The 24,239-nt window shown below is 64.1% G+C and carries 20 protein-coding genes; 11 read left to right on the top strand and 9 right to left on the bottom strand.

Going from position 1 to position 24,239, the window contains the following annotated elements; translation table 11 throughout:
• Positions 1–13: 13 nt before the first annotated feature.
• From KA184_03755 to KA184_03770, 4 genes are all read right to left on the bottom strand, one after another.
• Complete coding sequence (locus KA184_03755; protein MBP8128671.1) at positions 14–2,092, bottom strand: glycosyltransferase family 39 protein; 2,079 nt, start codon at positions 2,090–2,092, stop codon at positions 14–16.
• Between the two features lie 141 nt (positions 2,093–2,233).
• Positions 2,234–2,650: a GntR family transcriptional regulator gene (locus tag KA184_03760; protein ID MBP8128672.1), complete on the bottom strand. Its 417-nt coding sequence runs from the start codon at positions 2,648–2,650 to the stop codon at positions 2,234–2,236.
• Between the two features lie 154 nt (positions 2,651–2,804).
• The gene (rsmI, locus tag KA184_03765; GenBank protein MBP8128673.1) at positions 2,805–3,545 is read right to left on the bottom strand and encodes a 16S rRNA (cytidine(1402)-2'-O)-methyltransferase; all 741 of its coding nucleotides are present in this window, start codon (positions 3,543–3,545) and stop codon (positions 2,805–2,807) included.
• 35 nt (positions 3,546–3,580) lie between these two features.
• Positions 3,581–4,579, bottom strand: coding sequence for a GHMP kinase (locus KA184_03770; protein MBP8128674.1), 999 nt, complete (start codon positions 4,577–4,579; stop codon positions 3,581–3,583).
• A 158-nt stretch (positions 4,580–4,737) separates the two neighbouring features.
• Here KA184_03770 and KA184_03775 point away from each other — a divergent pair, with 158 nt between their 5' ends.
• Both KA184_03775 and KA184_03780 read left to right on the top strand, forming a co-directional pair.
• Positions 4,738–5,193: an acyl-CoA thioesterase gene (locus KA184_03775; GenBank protein ID MBP8128675.1), complete on the top strand. Its 456-nt coding sequence runs from the start codon at positions 4,738–4,740 to the stop codon at positions 5,191–5,193.
• A 17-nt stretch (positions 5,194–5,210) separates the two neighbouring features.
• Entirely contained in the window at positions 5,211–6,155 is a 945-nt protein-coding gene (locus KA184_03780) for a sugar phosphate isomerase/epimerase (GenBank protein ID MBP8128676.1), read from the top strand.
• A 24-nt stretch (positions 6,156–6,179) separates the two neighbouring features.
• Here the strand turns inward: KA184_03780 and KA184_03785 are convergent, their stop codons facing one another.
• Genes KA184_03785 through KA184_03805 form a run of 5 tightly spaced genes read right to left on the bottom strand, consistent with a single transcriptional unit; the run spans position 6,180 to position 11,215 of the window.
• On the bottom strand, positions 6,180–6,908 hold the full coding sequence (locus tag KA184_03785; GenBank protein ID MBP8128677.1) for a hypothetical protein: 729 nt from the start codon (positions 6,906–6,908) through the stop codon (positions 6,180–6,182).
• Positions 6,905–7,612 (bottom strand): hypothetical protein, encoded by a 708-nt coding sequence (locus KA184_03790; GenBank protein MBP8128678.1) that lies wholly within the window; start codon positions 7,610–7,612, stop codon positions 6,905–6,907. Before KA184_03790 ends, KA184_03785 begins: the two co-directional genes overlap by 4 nt.
• A complete protein-coding gene (locus KA184_03795) occupies positions 7,612–8,646 on the bottom strand; it encodes a hypothetical protein (GenBank protein MBP8128679.1) in 1,035 nt (344 codons plus the stop codon). Before KA184_03795 ends, KA184_03790 begins: the two co-directional genes overlap by 1 nt.
• On the bottom strand, positions 8,643–10,847 hold the full coding sequence (locus KA184_03800) for an MMPL family transporter (protein MBP8128680.1): 2,205 nt from the start codon (positions 10,845–10,847) through the stop codon (positions 8,643–8,645). The genes KA184_03795 and KA184_03800 overlap by 4 nt, the downstream gene beginning before the upstream one ends.
• A complete protein-coding gene (locus KA184_03805; protein MBP8128681.1) occupies positions 10,844–11,215 on the bottom strand; it encodes an SCP2 sterol-binding domain-containing protein in 372 nt (123 codons plus the stop codon). The genes KA184_03800 and KA184_03805 overlap by 4 nt, the downstream gene beginning before the upstream one ends.
• A 337-nt stretch (positions 11,216–11,552) precedes the next feature.
• On the opposite strand from KA184_03805, the gene KA184_03810 reads away from it, so the two are divergent.
• The 9 genes from KA184_03810 to KA184_03850 form a co-directional block, all read left to right on the top strand.
• Entirely contained in the window at positions 11,553–12,626 is a 1,074-nt protein-coding gene (locus KA184_03810; protein MBP8128682.1) for a CofH family radical SAM protein, read from the top strand.
• A gap of 11 nt (positions 12,627–12,637) precedes the next feature.
• Positions 12,638–13,423 (top strand): hypothetical protein, encoded by a 786-nt coding sequence (locus tag KA184_03815; protein ID MBP8128683.1) that lies wholly within the window; start codon positions 12,638–12,640, stop codon positions 13,421–13,423.
• Positions 13,405–14,544: a dehypoxanthine futalosine cyclase gene (mqnC, locus tag KA184_03820; GenBank protein MBP8128684.1), complete on the top strand. Its 1,140-nt coding sequence runs from the start codon at positions 13,405–13,407 to the stop codon at positions 14,542–14,544. Before KA184_03815 ends, mqnC begins: the two co-directional genes overlap by 19 nt.
• 16 nt (positions 14,545–14,560) lie before the next feature.
• Positions 14,561–15,361 (top strand): ABC transporter substrate-binding protein, encoded by an 801-nt coding sequence (locus tag KA184_03825; GenBank protein MBP8128685.1) that lies wholly within the window; start codon positions 14,561–14,563, stop codon positions 15,359–15,361.
• A gap of 50 nt (positions 15,362–15,411) precedes the next feature.
• Positions 15,412–15,948 carry a hypothetical protein gene (locus KA184_03830; protein ID MBP8128686.1) on the top strand — a complete coding sequence of 179 codons (537 nt, stop codon included), beginning with the start codon at positions 15,412–15,414 and terminating at the stop codon, positions 15,946–15,948.
• 3 nt (positions 15,949–15,951) lie between these two features.
• A complete protein-coding gene (locus KA184_03835; GenBank protein MBP8128687.1) occupies positions 15,952–16,944 on the top strand; it encodes a hypothetical protein in 993 nt (330 codons plus the stop codon).
• Between the two features lie 160 nt (positions 16,945–17,104).
• Complete coding sequence (locus KA184_03840; protein ID MBP8128688.1) at positions 17,105–21,244, top strand: PD40 domain-containing protein; 4,140 nt, start codon at positions 17,105–17,107, stop codon at positions 21,242–21,244.
• Between the two features lie 80 nt (positions 21,245–21,324).
• On the top strand, positions 21,325–22,923 hold the full coding sequence (locus KA184_03845; protein MBP8128689.1) for a hypothetical protein: 1,599 nt from the start codon (positions 21,325–21,327) through the stop codon (positions 22,921–22,923).
• 177 nt (positions 22,924–23,100) lie between these two features.
• The coding region (locus tag KA184_03850) for an SGNH/GDSL hydrolase family protein (protein ID MBP8128690.1) at positions 23,101–24,239 on the top strand (1,139 nt) is incomplete at its 3' end.

A 24,239-nucleotide genomic window follows, 5' to 3' on the forward strand; every position in this document is an offset into this window, starting at 1 on the left:
GCCAGACTGACTCTCACGGGGTGCGATCCTCAGGCCCCTCCTGCGGGGTTATGCGCTGTACGGCCTGGACCCAGATTGCCATATCGCGCAGGTCAATGTGAAAACCGGCCGGCGCAGGGGGATTTACGTACCATCCCGCGGATGCGGCCTGGACGCCTGGCGGACATAATACCCGAAACTGGAACACGGCCCATCTGGGGCGCATTCCGTTCGATGAAGCGCTGGGCACGGCCCTGCGCCTGCTATCCACGATAGACCCGTGTGCATCAAAGAAGCGCAACGCCAGACCCGTATTTCGCAGGCTTACGTCGCCCCTGACCGCCGCGCGAACTGTAATCAGGTTACCCTCGGACACCGAAAACGGCGGCGAGTATGTCGCCCAGAATGCGTCCGGTTCGGGAAAGCGCACCCGAAGCGCGGAATGCCCCGGAGTTTGCTCACCTGCCGCCGCGGTCAGTTCGACGTGACCGGCGTCGCCGTCCATGGTCCACGGATGCAACCGCGCCAGCGGCGGCGCGGCCTGATCGACGCTGAACGGCGGAGCAAGCGTTCTTTGCGGGGTCCCCAACGCGAGCCACCCCTGATACAGCGCGCAGCCGCGGTACGAGGCGGCCGGTCGCATGGCGTGCGCGCCGGAAATCTGCGGCAACTCGGCCAAATCGGGCGGCGACGCGATCCACCAGAGTCGGCAGCTTTCGGGCGGCTCGGGACTTGGCCGGAGGACGGGGAACACGTAACGCGTCAGGTAATGCTCGACGGGCGCGGGCAACTGCTGATCAAAACCGACAACATCGTCATCCTCCATGTGTACGGCGAGGAAGCGAGCGGCGGACTTGCAGTCCGCGAACACACACGTGAGCCAGGTTGTCCCGCGGGGGAAATCCCGGACGTAGAAATGGGCCGTCGCCGCACAGTATAGGCCGATGAAGACGCAGGCCGTCGCCGTGCGCAATCCCGAGGATGACGAGACCAAAAAGCCCGGAATGCGGGCAAGCGCCCACGCCAGCGCATCGATGCAGGCCACGACCCCGGCGGCCAGCGCTATGACGAAGAATGGCAATAGAAACAAGGTGTAACGCGGTTCCGGCTTGAGGTCCACGACGAGCAACGCCGCAGCCGGACACGCCAATGCAGCAAGGAGAATGCCTGCCCCGAATCGCCTGCGCGCGAGCGCCGTAAGGAGACCGAACAGAGCGAGCGCCGCGGCACACCAGAAGGCTATGCCGACAAGGCCGGTAATCGATTCGGCGAATCTGTCGAACGGATGCCAGACAGACTGTTCCGCGCCGGACAAGAAGTTCAGGAGGTCTTCGGGCCACGCGCCGTGGAAGATGCGCCGCCATAACCCGCGATGGAGCGAAAAGACAGGAAGGTAGGCGATACATACAAGCGCCAGGCCTATGCCAAGTGCGGCCGCTGTAATGGCGGCGCGCCCGAGCGCCTGAATGGGTCGTGACCGGCCCGCCAGGCATACCCCCGCCGTGAACGCGACAAGGACCGCGGCCCAGGCGCTGAGCAGGACAAGGGAGGAGAGGTGCGTGAGGCCCATGACGAATGTGCAGAGCGCCAGTGCGGCCAGTCTCGGCACCGTGGGTCGATCAAGGCAGAGGTAGAGCAAGAGCGCGGAAGCCAGTGCGCAGAGCATGACCAAGGTGTAGCCGCGCGCGCTCATGGAATACGCGACATGATAAGGGGCCCAGGCAAGCAACGCCGCCGCAACAAGTGCGACGGCGCGGCTGTTGAGCAAAGTCCGGCCCGCACCATACACCGTTGGAATAGCGGCTAACCCAAACACCAGGGCGGGAAGCTGCAGCACCCAGTCCCGTTCGCCGAACGCCAGATACGCCAGCCACATCAGGAATGAATAGACCGGGTGGTTCGTCGAAAAGTACGGCTGAAGAAAGATGCCGCGCCACCCTTTCCTGACGAAAAGGTCGAATGCCACGGCTTCGTCCGGGGTGATGCAGTAGTCCCAGCCTTGAAGTCGGAGCAGGAGGCCGAATAACAGGATTCCGCACAGCAAGGCGCGCGTGGCATGGCGTTCAGCATGTGGAGTACTGTTCGCCATGTGATTGTTATGCGTCGCGCCCAAAAGACGGGGCTCCCGCGTGGTTATCGGGCGGCATTGTCCCACACTTGCGTCGGTAAACGGAAACCGCGGCCCTGGAGACCGCTGCGCGTCCGCCTCCAGGGCTCATTCATTGTCCGTTCAGTCCGGGAACCCCGGCGGGTCTTACTCGGCGGCCAGGTACGGCTGCGGTGCGGTCTCGATCGTCTGGGATACGATCTTGCGAATATCCGCGGCGGGCAGCCCGCAAGCGATGCACTCCGCCACCGCTTCCTTCAGGTGGCTGCGAACGGACGAAAGAGCGCGATCCCGGCAAATCCTTGTTGCCTTTTCGGAGATGGTGACGCCGACGCCGCGCCGGGTGTGCACCACTTCCAGCAGTTCCAGGTCCCGATAGGCCTTCGTTACGGTGTTGGGGTTGACATCGAGCATGTTGGACATCTCGCGCACCGAGGGCAGCAGATCTCCCGCCTTCAGTTTGCCCGACGCCACCGCGAATTCAATCTGATTCTCGATCTGCACGTAGACGGCAATCGCACTGTCCAGGTTGATGGAAAAGGGCGCTTCTTCTTTGTTCGCCATGTCCTCAGACTCCTTTCTTCCTGTTGTCCCCAACGAAGGCGGGTTACCTTCGTTGACCCATACACCTCTTCACCTTAAATTGCTTACGGGCTCGCTGCGTAACTACCTCGCCACCTTTTGCCGCACACGAACGCCAGAATTGCCTCACCCTCAGTCACTCCTCCGCCGGTCGCATGCCCCCCTGAAAACCTGCCGCGCCGACCGCTCTTTCAAACTTCGGGTGGCGCCCCGCCACGACCAACGTCGTTTCTCCTTTCACTTCATGAGTATCATACCATTTTTGAAGGTCGGAAAGATAGCCCCTGCGCGCCTGTTCGAATTTTTTCGTAAGCTCCACGCAGACCGCGGCGCAGCGGTCGCCCAATATTTCATGCGCCGCGCCCAGCAGCGCCGCCAGGCGGAACGGCGACTCGAAGAAGACCAGCGTATGAGGAGAGTCTCGTTCCATTTCGAGAAAACGGGCACGCGCACCGGGCTTCCGCGGCGGAAATCCTTTGAATGTGTAACTGGATGTCGGCAACCCGGAGACAAGCAACGCCACATGCACCGCGCTGGGTCCGGGTACTGCCACAATTTCGTGGCCGGCCTCGATGCTGGCACTGATCACGCGGTAGCCCGGGTCGCTGATGCCCGGGCAACCACCCTCGCTGCACAGGGCTACGGCAACACCCGCGTCGAGCAGGCCCAGAATCCGCTTGGCCGCGTGTTCCTCGTTATGCTCATGACACGAAAACCACGTCCTGGGCCGCGGGATGTCATAGCGCTCGAACAGGCGCGGCGTCACGCGCGTGTCCTCGCACGCGACCGCGCCCACCTCTCCCAGCACGCGCACGGCGCGGAAGCTGAGGTCTTCCAGGTTGCCGATCGGCGTCGCAATAACGTAAAGCGTGCCCACGTGCGTCTTCCCCAAGCCCAGATTCGCGCTGGAACCTAGGCTTCGATTTGCGGCTTGAAAACGGCGATGTCCGCCTCTTGAAAAACGCTGACCAGGCGCCCGAACATCGTTTCGTCTTCGTAGGTTCCCACAATAGCTCCGCCGGAACCCGCGAATTTCGCGTGCGCCCCTACGCTGCGCGCGCGCTCGACCATGTCGACATTGCGCGGGTCCAACTTATAGATCGAACGACGGCGCTCGAAGTTCGCATCCATAAGCGGCCCAATTTCGCGGCCGCGCCCCGCCAGAATCAGCGCGCGCGCCTCCGCGGCGTAGCCGGCGAAATCTTTCATCGCCTGCACCAATTCCGGGTCGCCGCGCAGCCAGCGCTCGCGGATGTTGTTATGGAACGTTTCCGAGCCTTCTCCAAGGTCCCGCTGATACGCAACGAACAGCGGCGGCAACAGACGGCAGTCGATCTCTTCATAGACCCCGTGCCCCTGACTCTCCATGATTGTCCGGTCAAAGTCCATGTACACGCAGCCTTCGTACACCTGAATGACCCGGTCCTGAAGGCCCGCGGAAATGCTCAATTCCTCCGTCTCGACGCTCAGTATCAGGTTAGGCAGTACTGCCTTCGGTATCTCGACCTCGTAGTACTCCATGAGGCAGCGCAACGTCGCCGTAACCAGCGCGCTCGAGCCCGCCAGCCCCAGGCGCCGCGGGATGGTCGACCGGTAGCGGACCGAGAAGCTCTTGGGCGCCAGCGCCAGCTTGTGCTGGTCACAGTATTCCACGAACTTGCGTATCGACGCCTTCATCAGGCGGATGCCGCCATAGTAGCCATTCGCCTTGACGTCCCGCGCCAGTTCCCGGACGGAATCATAGCGTGACCGGTCTTGAAAACTGGGCACAATCTCGACCTCGGGATGTTCGTACAGGCTCACCTTCGCCGAGAAATCCCGGATCACAAAGCTGATAGTCTTGCCGAAGTAGCCGTCTGACGGATTTCCAATCAGCCCGGCACGGGCATACGCTACCGCTTCACATGCCATCCGCATCTCCTTGAAAATGGAAGATTCTGAGCATACGAAAGCGTTAACGGCAATGCAAATGCACCGGATTTGCCCCATTTTGCCCAGGTAACCCGCGTTTGGTGGCGCGGCAAGTCGCGATCGTGATATGAAGGGTGCTCCAATCGGAAGAGGTTCTTATGGTCGGCGGAATACTGAACGGTTTCGACATCGTGACACGGCATCTCATCATGGAGAAGGACCTGAACGCTGAAGGGCATCTCTTCGGCGGCGCAATGCTGGCCTGGCTCGATGAGGCGACGGGCGTCTACGTCATGGAAAAGATCGGCTACCCGGATTTTGTCACGGTCGGGCTGGACGACGTATATTTCAAGGCGCCGGGGCACCGCGGCGACGTCATTACCATCTACTGCAGGATTGTGAAGACCGGCGCTTCGTCCATCACGGCGGAGACCAAGGCGGTCAACCACGAATTGCGCACGGGCGTGGACCGCGAGATCATCACCTGTCATTTCACGTTCGTGTGTCTCAAAGACCACAAGGCATATCCGTATTTCAAAAGTCCCGAGTACCGGAATTGGTTGAAACGGCAGCAGGCCGCCGGCCGCCCGAAAACGCGGCGGCGCGCCCCGTGAGGACCAGGAGACCCCTTATGACAACCGTAATGAATCGTCGAGGCTTTCTGTGCGCCGCGGCGGCAGGCGCGGGCGCGGCCGTCACCTCCAGCGCGCTGGCCCAAACGCCCGCGCAGCGCTACCAGGAGTCGATCAGCCCTTGGCCTCTTGCGCTCAACGCAAGCACAATCCGGCCCACGCCGCCGCTGGACAAGATTCGCGTCGCCGCGGAAACCGGGTGGGATGCCATCGAGCTGTGGATCAACGATCTGGAGCAAATCGAAGACGAAGGCGGCAACCTGAAGGATGTAGCCAAACAAATCCAGGACCTCGGCCTCTTTGTCCCGAACATCATTGGCCTGTGGGACTGCCTGCCGCCGACGCCGGCAGCCTTCAACGAGTCCCTCGTGAAGACGCGCGAGCGCATGTGCCGCGCCGCGGATATCGGCTCGCATTTCGTCGCGGCCATTCCGTCGCCGGACCGCCCCGATTTCGACCTGAAATGGGGCGCGGAGTGTTACCGGCGCCTGCTTGATATCGGGCGCAACGACTACGGGATCACCGTCGCGTTCGAGTTTGTCGGGTTCATGAAGGGCGTACACCGGCTCGGTCAGGCTGCGGCCATTGCGCTCGACGCGGACCACCCGGACGCCTGCCTCATCTGCGACACGTTCCACTTGTACCGGGGCGGCTCGGGATTCCACGGCATACGGCACGTCGCACCCACGCTTATCGCCAATTTCCATTGGAATGACATGCCCGCGGACGTGCCCCAGTTCGAGGGCAAAGACGAACACCGCCTCTATCCCGGCGAGGGTATCCTGCCGCTGAACCAGGCGCTGCAGGACCTGAAGGCCATCGGTTATGCGCGCACGCTCTCGCTCGAACTGTTCCGCCGCGAGCATTGGGAACAAGACCCGAAGGCCGTGGCCGAGACCGGTCTACGCAAGATGCGAGACAATATTGCCGCCGCGGGCGTATAAGAGGGCTCGGGGCGGGGCGCGCCCTTAGCGCGCCTCGGCCCCCGTTCCGGATACGCCGTATTTCGCGAGTGCGTCGCGCGCCGGGCGGCATTCCGGATTAATGCGCAAGGCGTGACGCCAGTCTTGGACAGCCGCCACGGTGTGGCCCGCCTGTTCGTGGGCCAGCCCGCGCAACAGCAGCGCCTGCTCGTTATCGGGGTCCTTCGCCACAATAGCATCAAGCAATGCGATGGCCTTGATGGGGTCGCCGCCCTGACTGCGCTCCGCAAACACGAAGGGCTTCACTTCGGTGAGCCGCGCCCTCAAGTTATCCGGGTCCAGTTCCAGCGCCCGGGCAAGCGCCGAGTCCATCAGTTTCCGGTACTTCTTCGCCTGGTAACCGGTGCGGATCATGACGCCGTACACGTCCGCGCGGATCCGCTGCGTTTCCGACGTTTCCGGCAGTCCATCGAGGCATCCGAGGGCTTCCCCGGCCGCGGCGTCGATCTGTGCGCCCAGCGCGCGCCGCGCCGCGCGGTCTTCCGGCGGCAACGCTTCAAATTCGATGCGCCGCAATTCCGCGAGCAGCAGCAGGCTGCGCACGAACCACTCCCTCCGCGCCGGGTCGGCCAGCGCTTCCGCGTCCGCACGCTGCGCCTCAACCAGCGCCGCTGCCGCCGCGGCGTCATAACGGCATTGCGCGTCGCGCAGGCCGTCCTCGACCGCGCCCGGACTCGCCGGTTGCGTCAGCAGCAGGACAAGCAGCGGGATCATGACGGGCGGCTCTCCGCACATCCGGCAAACAGGCAATCGGCGACGGCCTGAAACAGGCGCTCTTCTTCACGGCGGAAGAAGTGGTCGCATCCATCCAGTTTGCGGTATGTCTTGGGCGGCTGCAACGCCGCATATTCGTCAAGAAATGATTCCAGCGCGAATGCGAAATCATCTTCGCCAAAGAAAAAGCACTTGGGCGCTGCGCACGCGCGAAACGCCGCCAGCGGCACGCGGCGCACGGGCGGGCTGACGCCGATCACACAGGCAGGGTCCGCAGCCGCGGCCAGCATGCCCGCGATCACCGCGCCAAGCGAATACCCGATAATGACCCGCCGCGCGCCGGGCAGCCACCGGCCCAGCGCATGGAACGCGCCCGCCGCATCGGGGAGCAGTTCTTCGTAGCGCTGCCGCGCTTCCATTTCGGCGAAATGGTCGAAGACACTTTCGCCGGGCCGCAGCCGGATTTCGCTCGCGCCCACGCCGCGGTAATTGAAGCGCAGGCTCAGCGCGCCCGCGGCCGCGCCGCGCCGCGCGAGATGGCGCACGACGTTATTGTCCATCGTGCCGCCCATGTGCGGGTGCGGCGCGAGGACCACGAACGCCGCGCGCGGCACGCTCGTCTCGGGATAGGCCAGCACGCCTTCAAGCCGCAATTCGCCGGCGTCGAAAACGGTCCGTTCTTCAACGAATTCCCGTTCGCTCATCAGTAGAGCCCGATGTTCTGGTTCGGCGCGTCCGCGGGCAGTGGGTCGCGCACGCCCTCGCGCTGGAATCCCGGCGCCTGTATTTCATGAATCACGGGCGCGGCCTCGTCGCGTTCGATAACATTCGGCAATAGCGCGCTCTCGTCCAGCCGATGGAAACGCACGCGCCCGCGCGCCGCGCCTTCCGGCGCGTCCACGCGCAATACCAGTCGATGACCGTAAGGGTAATACTCGGGCGGCGCGTCCGGGTCATACTTCAGTTGCGGGCACATACCCGCGAGGCTGTTCCCGTATCCCGACAACGCCACCGCGTTCGGGAACCACGCCGCCGTCAGGTTCTTCCGGAATTCGGTGTCCAGCGCCATGCCGCCCAGATGGATGCCGGTAATGGCCTCGCGCAGCGGCTGTTCCAGGCGCTCGCCCAGCACGCGCAGCACGGGCGGCGTCGCGAAGAGCACGCCGATATGCTGGGATCGCAGCACGGCTTCGGCTTGCGCCAGCACGTGGTCCAGGTAACGGGTCCGGGCAAGCGAGTCCCCCGGCAGCCGCCGGGCCCAGCGGGGGTCGAAATCGACCATGAATGGGTCGACGGACCCCATGGCGACGGCGCAGGCGCGCGCGGCCTTGCCGATGATGTGCGGGCCCGACGGCCCGATAAACAGCCAGTGCACGTTGCGCGGGAACCGCACCCGCGCCGCGGCTTCGAGAAATGGCGCGATGAACGCCGCCTCGAATTCGTCCTTGCGGAATGCCGTTCTCTTGGGCGGCCCCGTGGTCCCGCCGGTCTCGGTCGTAATGAATTCAGGCAGGCGGTCGTGAAATCGCCGGGGGATAAAGTCCTCGATCGGGCGCTCCGCCAGCAGCCCGGCCGGCATGGGCCCAAAGCGGTCGAGGTCTTCAATACTCGTCACGTGCCGGCGCGGGTCGAAGCCCAATTCCGGGGCGCGTTCGAGCCAATAGGGCGCCCCCCACTTCGGATCGAAATGAAGTTCCATGATGCGGGCAAGATGGGCGCGCATGGGACCCGTGTTCATGTTGCCTTGTCCCCATACCGGAAAATCAGCGCCGGCGTCATTACCAGGTCGGCGGCCAGCGCCGCGATCATCGCCGCTCCGGCCAGCAACCCGAAGTATTGTATCGGCACGAAGGTCGACGCGCACAACGCGAAGAACCCGCAACACGACGTAACCGTTGCGATAACCATGGCGGGAGCCACGTGCCGCAGCGTGGTGCGCAATGCTGCTTCCTTCCCGGCTCCTGCGCGGCGGTCCTGCCGGTAGGCCGTGACCAGGTGCGCCGTGTTGTCTACGGCAATGCCGACGGCCACACTGGCCATCATGACCGTAGCGGCGTCGAGAGCAATACCGGCCGCGGCCATAATCGCAAATGCCGCGAGCACCGGCAAAAGGTTCGGCGGGATCGCGAGCAGCGTCAGCCGCCAGGAGCGCAACCCGGCCAGGATGCACAGGAAGACGACCACAAATGCCAGGCTGAAACTCCGTAACTGCATGAGCACGAGGTTAAGTTGGGCGTGAACCAGTCGCGGAACCATACCCGTCACGCATCCCGTCAAGGGCCGCGGCAGCGCGTCCATGGCCCGTTCCGCCGCGCGCAGTATTTCCAGGAATTGCGGCGACGCCATGACACGCACCAGCACCGACAGGCGGACGGCCCGGCCCTCGCTGGTCACAAACCGGGCCAACTGCGCGCGGCCCGCATCATCAAGCCCGGCAAGCAATTGCCCCGCTGCCGACTCGTCTTCCGGCAGCCGATAGTATCCGGAATCGGGGGCGTGGTCCCACTGATTGAGCTTCTTCAGCAGGTCCACCGGCGATAACACGCGGGCCACGCCCGGCACGGCCTCCAATTGCCTGGCCGCGCCGTCGAGCGCACCCCACACGCCGCGGTCGAGCCAGCCATCCGGCGCATCGACCAGCATCTCGATCGTGTAGAATCCCGTCAGCCGTTCGCCGACAAACCGGTAATCGCGCACCGCAGGCGAATCGGCCGGCAGGAACGTGAGCGGGTCCGCTTCCGTGCGCACCCAGCACACGGCAATCAATGAGGCCGTTCCCAGCACCCCGCCCGCGATGAGCACCATGCCCGAACGCCGCGAGGCAAGCCCGGCCAGCGCGTCCGTCCAGCCCCCGACGCGCGTCCGCGGCGAGTGCGCGGGCACGCGCAGCCACCGCGCCAGCAGCGGCGCGACCCCGAGGCTGACCGCCAGCGACACCATCATGCCGAGCGCCGCGAATACCCCGAGTTCGCGGACCGGCTCCATGTCCGCCGTGAGCAACGCGCCGAACCCGCACGCGGTCGTGACCGCGGCGATTGTGCAGGGCAACGCAGTTTCGCGCAAAGCCCTTTCCATCGCGGCGCCGGATGTTGTGCACTCAGGCCGGTGGTGCTGATACCGGCGCAAGATATGCACGACATTCGCGAGCGCAAGCACCCAGAGCAAGGCAGGCAGCACGGACGTGACCATGTTCATGGACCGGCCGGAAAGGCCCATCGCGCCCAGGGTGAGCACAAGCGAGAGCCCGGCGCACGCACCACAAACCACCGTCGCGCGCACGGACCGGAATTGCAGCGCCAGCACAAGCGCGGCGCATACCGCGGCAATAGGGAAAATGCGAGCCGACTCGCGTTCCGAGGTCTCATCTAATACGGCATTCAAGGCGGGCGAACCTGCAAGATGCACCCCATAGCCGTATTGCCGCAGCGGTTCGACGGCTGTCTCGATAGCATGCACCAGTTCGCGCCGGCCCAGCGGTCCGGCGGCCGGAGCCGCTTCAATGAATATTCCCGCCACGGAGCCGTCGGCGGAAATCACGAAGTCCTGAAAAAAGGGTGTCGCGAGCATGTCTTCGCGGAACGCATCCAAATCCTCCGCGCCGAAGAAATCCCGGTATACGGCCGGCACCCCCCAGACCCGCAGCACGCCCGCAATCCCCTCAATCCGTTCAAGCGCGGCGACCTGCGCATCTAGGCCCGGCTCATCAAGTATTTCGCGCCCCGCGTACGCGACGAGAACAAATTCGTCGCTGCCGAAGAAGCTGCGGAACCGCTCATACTGCCGCGCGGCGTCGCCCTCGGGTTCCAGCCACCGCTCCAGCCGGTTGTCAATGCCCACACGGAACGCGAGGGGAACCGCCGCGACGGAAAGCAAGAGCAACGTGTAGCCTGCAAGGTCCAGGAGGCGTCTGCCGGGGTGAGGTTTCGCGCGCGCGCTCATGGCATATACGGAAACCGCTGGAAGAAGGGCGCGAGCACCGTACTCAGTTTCAGCCCCATCTCGATGTCGCCCTCCAGTTGGATGCGCATGTCGAAGAAGGCTTCCTGCGGCGCAATGTGCCCCGCAACGACCTCGAGCAGCGTGCCCGCGTCCAGAGTGAAGCGGCAGACCGGCTCCGGTTCGTCAGGACCAGCCTGAACCAGCCGTCCCTCCTCCACCACCAAACGCCACGGCGCACCGGCCCCGTCGCTAACCGCGATCTCGAAGCAGACAGAAAGCGTCTTCAAGTCCTCGAGCAGCAATTGGCCATGGATGCGCGGCAGGAATTCGGTGAAGTAACGTTCTGCGCCTGCGATCGTGTCCGCCATGTAGACCAAAGATCCTTCCATACTGCCGCGGAGCCTGGAGAGACGCGCGGCAAGACGCATATAACACACTCTCCGTCCCAAAACGAAATCCGTTGCCCGGTGAAGATCGCGCAAAAAACGCTTCTTCCACCGCACGTTGCGCCGGTTTGCCGGTATGCCGAAAGGCTTGCATCGTTTAATGGAAACAGTCCCTGCAGCACGGTTCCAGGGAATTTTCCCGCTCCGGGATCGTGTTTGCGTGGAGTGAGCCTGAGTCGGACCGGGGGAGCGCCGGGTGAACGCATGTCAGCCTGCTCAGGTTGACCGGACGACGGCCGCCGCCGCCAGGAAATAGCATATGACACCAGAAGAAACGGAACCACCGGGGCCTAGACTCCGCCGCGAAGAGGCGTTGACGCTCCTGCGCCAAACGCCCCTGCTAGAACTGGGCCGCCGTGCGTTCGACCGGAAACGGGCGCGTTACGGCGACTGCGTGACATATGTGCGCAACCGTCACGTTAATCCCACTAATCTCTGCGTTTATTCCTGCAAATTCTGCGATTTTGCCGCAAAGAAGGGTGATGAACACGCCTATTTGCTCTCTGAAGAAGAGGTTCTGGGCAGCCTGGCCGACCCGGACCTCCGGGAAACGCACATCGTCGGCGGTTTGTGGCCCAAGTGGGGTTTCGACCGCTCGATCGCGCTGGTGCGCCGCATCCGGGCTGCGCGGCCCGACCTGTACATCAAAGCGTTTACCGCCGTCGAGGTTGCCTATTTCGCGCGGATGGAGCGTACCGATGTCGAGTCCGTGCTCCGCGCCATGATCGACGCAGGGGTGGACCTCATGCCGGGCGGAGGTGCGGAAGTGCTCAGCGAGCGAGTTCACAGAGAACTCTTCCCGGACAAGATCGGGCCCGAGGAGTGGTTGAAGATCCACGAGAAAGCCCATTGCCTCGGTCTGCCCAGCAACGCGACGCTGCTTTTCGGCCACACCGAGACCGACGAGGAGACCGTGGACCACCTGCTTCGAATTCGTGACCTGGAAGACCGCGCTCCCGGCTTTCAGAGTTTCGTTCCGCTTGCGTATCAGCCTGGCACAACGCAGGTCGCGCCCCGGCCGGCGAGCGCGCCGCGATGCCTGCGCATCATGGCTTTGGCGCGGCTGGCGCTCGATAACGTGCCGCATATCAAGGCCTATACGCCGGCGCTGGGCGTAGAGACGGCCGTGGCCGCGCTCACGTTTGGCGCGGACGACCTCGACGGCACGCTCGGACAGGAACGCATCATGCAATTGGCCGGAACCGCATCCCCGGCGTCGCTCACGGCCCAACTCATGGACCGCATGATCCGCCAGGCGGGGCAAGCCCCCGTCGAACGCGACGGCCTGTTCCGTCCGGTGCGCGGGGAAACCGCTCAGCTCGTTTCCGTCTAAAGGACCACGCCATGCTACGCATTGCCCGCATAAACAACCTTTCCGCGCGTCCGTACGCGTTGGTTCCGCCCGCGTTTCCCGCGGACGTGATGCCGTGCACGCCGACGGAGGTGTACAGCCGCGCGGTGCGAGGCTACTGCGATGTGGCGCTGATGCCGGTGGCGCGCCTGCGCGAACTGCAGGACCGGTTCGAGCCCTTGGGCCCTTACGGCATCGCCGCGCGCGGGCCCGCCCACAGCGTGGCAGTGTTCTCGAAGCTGCCGCTTGAACATGTCGTTGCCGAAAGACGGCCGGTCCACGTGACGCAGAAGTCGCAGACGTCGCGCGAGTTGTTTGCCATCTTATGCCGCCACAGCATCGGCTGCGAACCGGTACTTACGATCCGGTCCGAGGAAGCCGACGCCCGGCTGCTCATCGGAGACGAGGCGGCGGACACGGCGCGGGAAGAATCTCGTTGGCCACACCGGTGCGACCTCGGCCAATGGTGGTTCGACATCATGGGCCTGCCCTTCGTCTTTGCGCGCTGGGTAGTGCGGCGCGACTTGCAGCGCGACGAGCGCCGCCTCGTGCGGCAGTGGCTGGAAGAAACAACGGTTTTCGCGGCGTCGCCGGAGGGCATGCGGCATCTGGCGGAGGCGGGGTTCCCGAACCTGACCGGGGCCGCTGCGGCCCGGCGGGCAAAGGAATACTACACCAGTATTCACGCGAGGTTGACGTTCTACGATCTGCACGGACTGAGCGTCTTTCTGCGCTGCCAGGAAGCGCGGGAGCAGGAACAATGGGTCAAGAGCGCATAGGGGCCCGCGAAGCCTTGTATTTGCTGCAGGACGCGCCGCAGTTGACGCTGATGGAGCAGGCGGACGCAGTGCGCCGCGCGAAACATCCGGGCAACGATGTCACGTTTGTCATCGACACAAACCCGAACTACACGAATATCTGCGTGACCGGCTGCGCCTTTTGCAGCTTCTACCGCAAGGAAGGCCATCCGGATGCATACACGCTGACGCCGGAGCAGGTGGCGGAGAAGGTCGCGCGCGCCCAGGCTTGCGGCGCCACCACCGTCCTGTTACAGGGCGGTCACAATCCCGCGCTGCGCTTCTCGTACTACCTCGGCCTGATTGCCGAAATTCAAAAGGCCGCACCAGGCATTCACCTGCACCTGTTTTCGCCGCCGGAAATCGCGCACATCGCCGAAACAAGCAACATGGCCTGGGAAACCGTGCTGCGCGCGTTCTGGGACGCAGGCATGCGCACCATGCCGGGCGGCGGCGCGGAAATCCTCGTCGATGAAGTGCGGCGCGGCGTTTCGCCGAAGAAGATTTCGAGCGATACGTGGCTGGACATCATGCGCACGGCGCATCGTGTCGGCTTGAAGACGAGCGCCACCATGACCTACGGCCACCGCGAATCGCCGGAGCACATCATCGAGCACCTGATGCGCCTGCGCCGTTTGCAGGACGAAACGGGCGGTTTCTACGCCTTCATCCCCTGGAGTTTCAAGCCCGGCCATTCGCCGCTGCGGCGGCTGGTCGGGGAAGAGGAACTGCCCAGTCTCTACGTGCGCGTGATTGCCGCCGCGCGGCTCGTGCTCGACAATGTTCCGCATATCCAGGCCTCGTGGTTCGGCGAAGGCTGGCGCGCGGGCCAACTGGCGCTGCATGCGGGCGCGGACGACTTCGGCGGACTGTTGCTGGAAGAACACGTGCTGCAACAGGCGAAGCATGGGGTAGCCACGTCCCTTGAAGCCCTGCTGACGACGATCCGCGACGCGGGCTTCACGCCCGTCCAGCGGACGACTGCTTACGACATCCTGCGCCGCTTCGACGATCTCCCAAACGCCTTTGCGGGACCGCTTTCCTGCGCGCGCGGCAACGACGGCGCACCGCGGCTGGATACGGCGCTCGCAGGCGCGGTCTGAGAAGGAAACGTCAAGAATGCAATTGCGTATTGGACACAGCCCGGACCCGGACGACGCGTTCATGTTCTACGGTTTTGCCTCGGGGCAGGTGGCCGTACCGGGTTACGACATCGAGCACGTGCTCGGCGATATCCAGTCGCTCAACGAGCGCGCAGCGAGCGGCGACCCGCTCGAAGTGACCGCCCTGTCGCTGCACGCATTTCTCCATCTTGAAAATCGCTATGCACTGCTCGAAGTGGGAACGAGCGTAGGCCGCCGTTACGGTCCGCGGCTTGTCGCGCGGCATGCCGCGCCGATCGAAGCACTCGCAGGCAAACGCATCGCGTTGCCGGGGCCAAAAACCACGGCCACGCTCATCGCACGCGGATTGCTGCCGCCCTTCCATGAAATTCACATGGACTTCATCCACATCATGGGCGCCGTCGCGTCCGGCGCGGTGGACGCGGGCGTAATCATTCACGAAGGGCAATTGACCTTCGCCGAACACGGGCTTGCGCTGCTGGCCGACCTTGGCGAACTGTTCGCGCATCGGCACAACGGCCTGCCGCTGCCGCTCGGCGTCAATTGCGTGCGCGGCGACCTCGCGCCGGAGCTGCGCGGCGCCATTGCGCACGCCTATCGCAGGTCCGTCGAAATCGCGTTAGCTCAGCGCAGCGCCGCGGTCGAGTACAGCCTCAGGTTTGCGCGGGGGCTTTCCCGGGAATTGGCGGATCAATTCGTAGGGATGTACGTAAATGAGGACAGCCTGGCGTTCCACGACGAATTGCGCGAGGCCGTTCGGGTCATTCGCGAGCAGTACCTGCGCTCCGCCGCATGATTTGGGGCACAGGCCGTACACGAACAGAACAAGACAAGGATAAGGAGCAAATGGAACAACCGAGAATATTGACGAAGAAAGAAGTGGTCGACGCCGTGCGGCAAAGCGAGTGCTTCAAGGCCGAGGCAGCTTACGCCGCGCGCGGCGGATACAAGACGCTGGCCGGCCCGCGATTGTACAAGGAACTTGAAGACGAACAGGTGCGCGTGGTTTTTCCCACGAATACGGCGAACCTCGAAGAAGGCTCGGTAATCGCGATTACCTGCCTCTTCGACCGGAAAGAGAACGTCAACATATACGGCCACACCATTTGCGCGGGGCCGGGCGTCAACGCGCTGTTGCGCGCGATCCACGCCCCGCTCGGCAAGGCCACGCCCCAGCCCGGCGAGGCCGGCGAGAAGGCCGTACTGCATTTCGTGGCCTGGAAACAGGCGGCGTGGGGCAAGTTCCTCAACGACGAACTCGAATACGGCAACCGGAAAGCCTCTGAAATCTGGATTCGCAGTTTCTGGAAAGCGCTCGACCGCATGTTCGGCGGAGGCGTGCTGATGAACGTGCCGGATGACTTCCACTGGAAGGAAAATTGAACCATGAAGAACACCGTCTACTGCCTGCTCTTAGCCTTGACCGTCCTGTCCGGATGCATGACCACCGGGGGCGGCAACCGCGAACTTGATACGCGCGGGCCCGTTTACGTGTACACCGCGGCGGACGATGGCAGCCGTTTCGCCCAGTACGCGCCCGTGTTTGTCGTCGAGCACGCGGAGGACGATTACAACCGCATCGGCACGCCTGCGGCACGCCTCAAGGACGGCGGCGAGGAAGATGTCTACGTTGATGCGGCGCGCCCGGCCATCTATGTCGAGGAACAGGAATTCACCGCGGAGCACGGGCATTACACGAACTTGGTTTACCGTGTGCATTTCGAGGAAAGCCCCTTCAGCTTCGGCAACTTCAACCCGTCCGCCGGCAAGAACGTCGGGCTGATGGCCGTGGTCACGCTGGATGACTCGGGCAAGCCCGTGCTCATCAACACGGTGCATACCTGCGGCTGTTATCACGCGGTGATCCCCACCAGCTACCTGCCTTCGGACGCGTTGCCGCAAGACTGGAGCGCGGAAGAGCTTGCGAACTATGGCGAGCGGCTTCCCGGCATCGTTCAATACCCGGAATCATTCGACACGTCGGTGCGGCCCATCTTGTACCTGCGCGCGAAGACGCACCGGGTCAAGAACCTCGCCGCCGCGCCGCTTGACGTGGCTTTCGCGCAGGGCGAAGTCGTGCTGGCTCCGCTTGCGCCCATGGACGCGCTTAAGCACCTGGCCCTGGGCGACGGCAAGGAAACCTCCTTCTACTACGAAGAGGGCGACAAGAAGGGCCTGGTCAAGGGCGCGCGCAAACCGTGGGAGACGGCCTTGCTCGGGCTATGGGTCCAGGACAGCCGCGTCGGCCAGGACCGCGAATTCGGTTCGCAGGAAGAAACCGGACAGCTCTTCTACACCACGCTTAACCCGAACAAGAAAGAGGCGTCCGACATGGCGGACTATCCGGCGTTCCTCTCCCTCAACGGCTGGCATATGTGATTTTCATAACGCTTGCATTCGCGCTCCGGGCTGCGTTCGTGGCCCGGCGCGCTTTCTTATTTGCTCCAACGGTGCGAATGCTCCACAATGAAGCGGGTGCCCGGACGAACCATTGCCAAGACGCCGGCCACTTTGGAAATGGACTGCGGAAATTAAACACATGAGACGATATGCGCCGTGTTGGTGGGCCTTGTTGTTCGGTTTGGGACTAATCTTAGCGACCCGTGCGGCGCAGGGCGCGGCGCCGGACCAGGACGGCGCGTTGGGGCGGGCGCTGGACGCGCGCAACGGCGCGCTCGTGACGCCGATGGACGCGGCTTACAGCAGCGGGCCGATTACCGTCGAGTGCCGCGTCAAGCTGTTCGGCAACGCACAATACAACATCCTGGTGGCCAACGAGACCAAAGCCTCGGCGACGCATTGGGAAATCTTCACAACGCCGGGCGATGGCACGCTGCACGCCTACGCGCCGGGCCACGCTCCCGACCACGCGCATACCGGTGTGCCCATCGTCGACGGCAAATGGCATTGGGTGGCGATGGTGCTTGAAGACGAGCGCATACGTCTTTTCGTCGATGGAACCGAGGCATGCAGCGTGGCGGGCGCGGTCACGAACACGGCGCGGACGCCCGGGGTGCTGGCTATCGGCGGTCTGGCGGAAGGCGGCTTCGGCTGCAACGGTCTGATCGACGAGGTGCGCATTTCGGCGGTCGCGCGGGAGATCGGCGCCGCGCCCGCCGGTCAATTCGCGCCCGACGCATCCACGCTGGCCCTGTGGCACTTCGCCGCGGATGCCGTGGGCAAGGACGCATCGGGACGAAACCACAACGGCGAGGTCAGACCGCCCCGCGCTTCGTACACGGCCAGCGGTATCGAGATTCCCGGCGGCATGCCGGCGGCGCTGCAGCCCTTGCCGCCGCCGGAGGATGCCGCGCCGTTGCGCACGGCGCTCGCGGAACTGGCGGGACGCCTGCGCCTTGAAACCGTGGACGCCCACGCGATAGACGACGCCGTGCTGCGGCAATGGAGTCATGATTTCGCGTGGGAGGGCAAAAAAGAGTATCCCGAGTCGCGGCCCGGCGGCCCGGACACGGAGAAACTGCGGCGCGAGGCGTATGACGCGCACGCGCTGGTGCTCGATTCGGACGGAGGCCCCGTGGGAACGGCGCTGCGGCGCGCGGGCGCGCTTCTGGACCGCCTTGCCAGCTTGGACGGCGCTCAGAACCGGGCCGCGCAGGCACGGGACCTCGAAGCGCTGCGCGCTGCGCGCGCCGCAGCGAATCCGGCACCGGATTCGCCCGAATACAAGGCGTATTACCTGGCCGTATGCGCGGTCCGGCGGCAGCTCGCGCTGAGCAATCCGCTCCTGGATTTCGACGCGATCCTGTGCGTCGGGCGCGGCACGTTCGAGGGCTCGGTCCGTTCGAATCCGCAGACCGCCGACTCGCAGGGCGGCCATTTCGTCACGCAGTACTTCGGCTTCAACGCGCTGCCCGGCGGCGGCCTCTATATCGTCCGGAACTACAAAAGCGCGCCGGAGGTCGTGAGTGTGCTCGCCGGTTCCGTGGTCCAGAATGGCCGGTTGAAGGGGAAAAGGCTTGACTACGGCGCGTTCGCCACGCCCGACCTCTCGTACGACGGGAAGACGATCGTATTCGCCTGGACCGAGAACCGCGAGCACAAGTGGCTCTTCTCGCGCAGGACCAGCTTTCACCTTTTCCGCGTCGACGTGGACGGGTCGAACCTCGTGCAGTTAACGGACGGCCCCTACAACGACTTCGACCCGTGCTGGCTGCCCGACGGCCGGATCGCCTTCGTCTCCGAGCGGCGCGGCGGCTACATCCGCTGTTTCGACGCCTACCTGAAGGTGCGCAGCTACACGCTTTTCTCGATGCGCGACGACGGCAGCGGCATCGCGCCGCTCAGCTACTTCGAGACCAGCGAATGGAACCCCTCGGTCAACAACGAAGGGCAGCTTGTCTACACGCGCTGGGATTACGTGGACCGCGAGAACTGCCTCGGCACGCGCTTCTGGGTCAGCAACCCCGACGGCACGAATCCGCGCGCCCCGCACGGCAACTACCCGCTCCCTTATCATACCTTCCCGGACCACACGCCCTGGAGAGTCGAGAACGGCCGCGAATGGGACAGCCGGTTCGGCGCGCCGCTGGTCGAGATGGGCATCCGCGCCGTGCCCCATTCGCCGCTTTACATCTTCACCGCGGCGCCGCATCACGGCTCCGTTTACGGCTCGCTGTGCATGCTCGACCTGCGCCGGGAAGACGACCGCCACATGTCTCAGGTCAGGCGCATCACGCCGTACGAGCCGTTTCCCGAAACGGAGACACCGGGCCGCCGCCATTATCGTTACGGCACGCCGTGGCCGCTGAGCGAGGATTTCTATCTCTGCAACGAGTGGGAGAACCTGGTCCTGCTCGACCGCTACGGCAACAAGGAACTCCTGTGCGGCTTCCGCGCATTGCCCTGCGCGCAGGACGAGCGGCTCCGGCTCATTGACCCGATTCCGCTACGCCCGCGCCCGAAGCCGCCGGTCATTCCCTCGACGGCACGGCGTGCGCAGGACGGCCCTGGCCCGCGCGCCACCATCGCCGTCATGAACGTGTACGAATCTGACCTGCCCTTCCCCGACGGCGCCAAGGTCAAGTGGCTGCGCGTCGTCCAGAATATCCCGAAATCGAACCACGCCATGGGCGAGCCGATGATCGGTTACGAGCGCGAGAATACACCGCGCATCCCTCTGGGTATCGTGCCCGTCGAGGAAGACGGCAGCGCCTATTTCGAGGCCCCCGTCGCCAAACAGTTGATCTTCCAGGTGCTTGACGAGCACTTCATGGCCGTGCAGTCGATGCGGTCCTCGGCGTTCGTGCATCCGGGCGAGCAGGTCTCCTGCGAGGGCTGTCACGAGAACACGCACCAAGCCCCGCGGCGCAGGGGCGCGCCCCTCGCCTTGCGCCGCCCGCCGTCGCTACTGCAGCCCGAGTGCGGCCCCGTGGAACCGGTCAGTTACTATCGTCAGGTCAGGCCGATCTTCGAGCAGCGGTGCCTCCCCTGTCACCGCGAGAGGAAGCAGGGCCCGCAGGACATGAGCTACGAGGCGCTCAAGGAGGATTACACCTTCTGGTTCTCCGGCGCGATGTTCACCGACATGACCACGGCTTACAGCGGCGTACATGGCGGATCGCGCACGATTCCGGGCCGGTTTGGCGCGCGCGCGTCCAAGATCGGCCAGGCGCTGCTCAGCGATGCGCATCGCGCCGCCGTACCGCCCGAGGAACGGCATCGGGTCATCGTCTGGCTTGACTGCAACTCGCTCCGGTTGGGCGCGTACACCCGCGAAGACGCGCAAATGAAGGGCGAACTGGTCTGGCCCGCGCTCGACGTCGATCCGGCGAACGTGCTCGGTATCGACGGGACGGAGCCGGGGTTGCGGGCGCAATTCTGGCACGAAAACACGTATGGACCCTTCGCCGCGCTCGTGTCCGAACACGCCCACGACCGCGTCGTGCTCCTCGACAAGTCCGGCGCGGCCGTCTGGGAATATGCCGTGCCGCATCCGCAGGATGTATGGATGCTGCCCAACGGAAACATTTTGACCACCTATTATCAGGGCGTGCGCGAGGTCACGCGCGACAAGCAGACAGTCTGGGAATACCGCACCGAAGCACCGAACGAAATCCCGAACTGCCAGCCGTTGCCGAACGGCAACATCCTGATCGGCGTTGTCGGCGAATGCCGCCTCATCGAGGTAAACCGCGCCGGGCGGATCGTGCACGAGGTCCCGTTATCCACGACCGAGCAGACGCCGCACGCGCAATTCCGCATGTGCAGGATGACGCCCGGGGGCACCTATCTCGTGCCGTTCACCGCAGAGGGCGCTGTACGCGAATATGACCGCGGCGGCGCCGTCATCCGCGAGTTCCCGCGGCGGCCTGCGCCCGTGTGCGCGTTGCGCCTCGAAAACGGCAATACCCTGATCAGCGCCGACCGCGCCGTGACCGAATACGACCGCGATAACCGCATCGTCTGGGAATTGCTCGAACATGAAATCCCCGACATCCGCGTCGGCGTCTTCGCGGGCATCCAGCGGCTGCAGAACGGCGACACGGTCGTCTGCAACTGGAACACGCAGGATACCGAGGAACAGACCGGCGCCCATATCTTCGAAGTCACCGACGACAAACGCGTCGTGTGGCAGGTCATGGGCACGCACATAGGCCAGGTTGCCCAGTGTCAAGTCCTCACAGATGACCTGTCGGCCCCGCTGCCGCAACTGCGATAGGCAGATTCGAGCGTTGATGATGTGCATGGCGCTGTGATGATCCCCGGCCGCCGTGGTACTGTGGCGAAAAGGTTCCACCCATGCCGCGCATGACCGGACAATGCAAGAGATGCACAGGGGCCGTCCGCTGGGCCGTTCTGCTGGCGCTGAGCGCGTGCCCCTCGCCCCCGCCGGAGCCGCCCGCGCGCGCGTCGCTACCGCTCATCGTGGGCATGGAATATGCCTTCCCGGGGCTCGCCGGGGAACTCACGGGGACACGCATGCCGGGCGTGAAGTTCTTCCCGTCGCTGTTCAATTGGGGCGAGATGCAGGCGACCGCCGAGAGCGCGATCGATTTCCGCCTGCTGGACCGGCTGGTGAAGGAGTACCAGGACGCGGGCTTCTCCGATTGCATGGTTGCGCTGCACTCGAAATGCCCGTGGGGTTCGGTCCAGGGGAATCCGCTGGCGCCGGACCCGAATTACGCGCCGAAACCGGAATATCAAGACGAATATGCCGCGTGGGTCCAGGCCGTCGTGGAACGCTACGACCATGACGGCGTCCAGGACATGGACGGACTGTCCCGCGCGATCCGGTATTACGAGATGGGCACCGAGTTCTCGACGTATGAGCCGGAGCCGGTCGCCGAGTATCTGGGCATGTTGGCGATGGCCTATGCCGCGGCGCACGCCGCCTTCGCGGACGCAATCGTGATGAACGCCGCTTTTCTGACCACAACGGCGTTCGTCCATGATCCGGGGCCGGAGGAATACGAGGAGGCCTTCGCGCAGGTCAGTGCGCGCATTATGTACCACTCGCTCGAGGACATCCGCGCGGTCCTGGACCGCCCGGACCTGTTTGACGCCGTCAATTTCCACGCACTGGCCTCGCCGCTGGAAATCGAGGCCACCGCCGCGTGGCTGCGCTACGAAATGGGCCTGCGCGGCTACGACAAGCCGCTGGTCATTTCCGACACGTCGCCGAACCCCCTGATCGGATGGGGGGCGGCCACGGTCTGCAATACTTTGCCGCAATGGATGGGGCTGGTTCTTCCGCCTGCAACGGAGGCGGACCGCTGCCGTCTGGCCGATTTCTTCACGCTCCTCATCGACAAGGACCAGCCGACCCTCGACTGGACCTACGGCCAAGTCGCCCGGGACATGGCCAAGATGATCGTGATCGCCGCCGAACAGGACATCGCGTTCCTCAACACTTCGTTCATGGAAGACTTTGTCCAGATGCAGGCGCCTGCGTTCCAGGCGGCCGCGGGCCTCAGCGCGTGGGGCGGAATGGCCACGACGACGTTCAACGTGGTCACGCAAGAACACACTATCCAGGAACTGCGCCCCCTCTACTACGCCATCAAACAAACCGTCGACCGGCTGGACAAGAGCGTGCTCGTCGAGCGCGTCGAAACGGACGATGCCGATGTCCGCCTCTATCGCGTGTGGCAGACCGGCAGCGTCATCGCGCCGGCGCTCTGGACCGCGTGGTACGAACCCGGCGCGCTCTTCCTCCCGGGCGATGAGGAACCCGAGGTCACCCTGTCGCTGGACGTGCCGGCGGCGTCTGTAGTCGTCGAGGAACTCGTCTCCGCCGCCAATCAGCCGCCGCTCTCCTACACTGTCCCCGCTTCAGGCGGCACGGTCGAAGTGATGCTGCGTTCCACGCCCGTGTTTATCCTCCCCGCCGGGGCGTGAACGGTTCAGCCCCACCCGCTCTCAATTGTAATCCCACAATCGTTTTGTGCTTCTTTGGTATTCGCGCCGAACCTGTGGTATAACTTCGATGATCGTGCCGTCCGTTGTCGAAGACGCATGAGGGTCCGTGACAGGCACCAACAACAGCGCTTCAGGCGTAATGCCGGGGGATTCCAAATGGAATCGTTTTGTATTACCAAATCTGGATTGCAGAGTGTCATTCGCCGCGTCCGTCTCTTGTTGATTCCCGGATTGCTGGCCGTCTGGAGTCTCGCGGCCGCAGCAGCGACTCCGCGTATTCTGTACGTCGGCGATAGCTGGACCGCCTATCCGTGGCAACAGGACCCGCCCGCGCTGCGCGACGCACTGGACGAATATGGATTGGGTCAGTACGAGGAAAACGGCGACTTGGCGCTGTATCGCGCGACAGCCGCCGACTGGGACACAGCGGACCCCCTCGCCCAGATAACGGCCAAGCTCGTCCAATACCCGACGATTGACATCATACACATCAGCCTTGGCGGCAATGACATCAATATGGGCTGGCGCGACGCGGCGGACAAGGAAGCCTTCCTCGACGTCACGGCGCAGCATATCCGGAATATCGCCCTGCACTGTCTGAACGTGCGGCCCAATGTGCGCGTGGCCATTTCCAGCTATGACTACCTGAACATCTCCGAGGGGTTCACCTATAACGAATACGGCCTCGTCACCGGTGCCGACATGGGCGTCACGCTGGCGTATGTCCTGTACGGGTTCTCGGTGCCCGTCACGGTCCTAGACGTGTTGAACAATCAGAACACGATGAACGATGTCTTCATCGGCCTGGAACAGCGCAAGCTCAACGTCGCGCGCGAGCTGGACCGTGTCGCCTATCTGCACCATTTCGGCCTGATGCAGGCGGCCTACGGCATCCCCAGCTTGGGCATCCCGCCCAATGTGCCCGACGGCCTCCCCGACGGCCCTTCTAACGACTACGCGGACTTCCCCGGCGGTAATCGCGACCTCTTCAGCCCAAAGGAAGCCATGGTCAACTCCGATGACGGCATCGACCCGATTCACTTGAACGAGGGCGGATTCCTCTGGCTGATGCGCAATGCGATTCTACAGGTGTATTACGCTTGGCTGATAGACTCCATCCCGCCATCGGTCAGCGGCGTCGCGCGCGCGGCGGGCGCCGCGAACCCGACCTACGCTGATGCGGTGGACTTCACCGTGACGTTCTCCGAACCCGTCACCGGCGTGGACAACGCCGATTTCGCCGTGGACGCCGGCAGCGGCATCGCGGGCGCTGCGATTGCCGAAGTGCAGGGCAG

The sequence above is a fragment of the Candidatus Hydrogenedentota bacterium genome (genome assembly GCA_018005585.1).
GTDB lineage: Bacteria > Hydrogenedentota > Hydrogenedentia > Hydrogenedentales > JAGMZX01 > JAGMZX01.

Coding starts and splice junctions, on each gene's coding strand:
- KA184_03760 (MBP8128672.1), bottom strand. CDS start 2,650: ATGGCGAACAAAGAAGAAGCGCCCTTTTCCATCAACCTGGACAGTGCG.
- KA184_03770 (MBP8128674.1), bottom strand. CDS start 4,579: ATGGCATGTGAAGCGGTAGCGTATGCCCGTGCCGGGCTGATTGGAAAT.
- KA184_03775 (MBP8128675.1), top strand. CDS start 4,738: ATGGTCGGCGGAATACTGAACGGTTTCGACATCGTGACACGGCATCTC.
- KA184_03780 (MBP8128676.1), top strand. CDS start 5,211: ATGACAACCGTAATGAATCGTCGAGGCTTTCTGTGCGCCGCGGCGGCA.
- KA184_03785 (MBP8128677.1), bottom strand. CDS start 6,908: ATGATCCCGCTGCTTGTCCTGCTGCTGACGCAACCGGCGAGTCCGGGC.
- KA184_03790 (MBP8128678.1), bottom strand. CDS start 7,612: ATGAGCGAACGGGAATTCGTTGAAGAACGGACCGTTTTCGACGCCGGC.
- KA184_03795 (MBP8128679.1), bottom strand. CDS start 8,646: ATGAACACGGGTCCCATGCGCGCCCATCTTGCCCGCATCATGGAACTT.
- KA184_03800 (MBP8128680.1), bottom strand. CDS start 10,847: ATGAGCGCGCGCGCGAAACCTCACCCCGGCAGACGCCTCCTGGACCTT.
- KA184_03805 (MBP8128681.1), bottom strand. CDS start 11,215: ATGGCGGACACGATCGCAGGCGCAGAACGTTACTTCACCGAATTCCTG.
- KA184_03810 (MBP8128682.1), top strand. CDS start 11,553: ATGACACCAGAAGAAACGGAACCACCGGGGCCTAGACTCCGCCGCGAA.
- KA184_03815 (MBP8128683.1), top strand. CDS start 12,638: ATGCTACGCATTGCCCGCATAAACAACCTTTCCGCGCGTCCGTACGCG.
- mqnC (MBP8128684.1), top strand. CDS start 13,405: ATGGGTCAAGAGCGCATAGGGGCCCGCGAAGCCTTGTATTTGCTGCAG.
- KA184_03825 (MBP8128685.1), top strand. CDS start 14,561: ATGCAATTGCGTATTGGACACAGCCCGGACCCGGACGACGCGTTCATG.
- KA184_03830 (MBP8128686.1), top strand. CDS start 15,412: ATGGAACAACCGAGAATATTGACGAAGAAAGAAGTGGTCGACGCCGTG.
- KA184_03835 (MBP8128687.1), top strand. CDS start 15,952: ATGAAGAACACCGTCTACTGCCTGCTCTTAGCCTTGACCGTCCTGTCC.
- KA184_03840 (MBP8128688.1), top strand. CDS start 17,105: ATGAGACGATATGCGCCGTGTTGGTGGGCCTTGTTGTTCGGTTTGGGA.
- KA184_03845 (MBP8128689.1), top strand. CDS start 21,325: ATGCCGCGCATGACCGGACAATGCAAGAGATGCACAGGGGCCGTCCGC.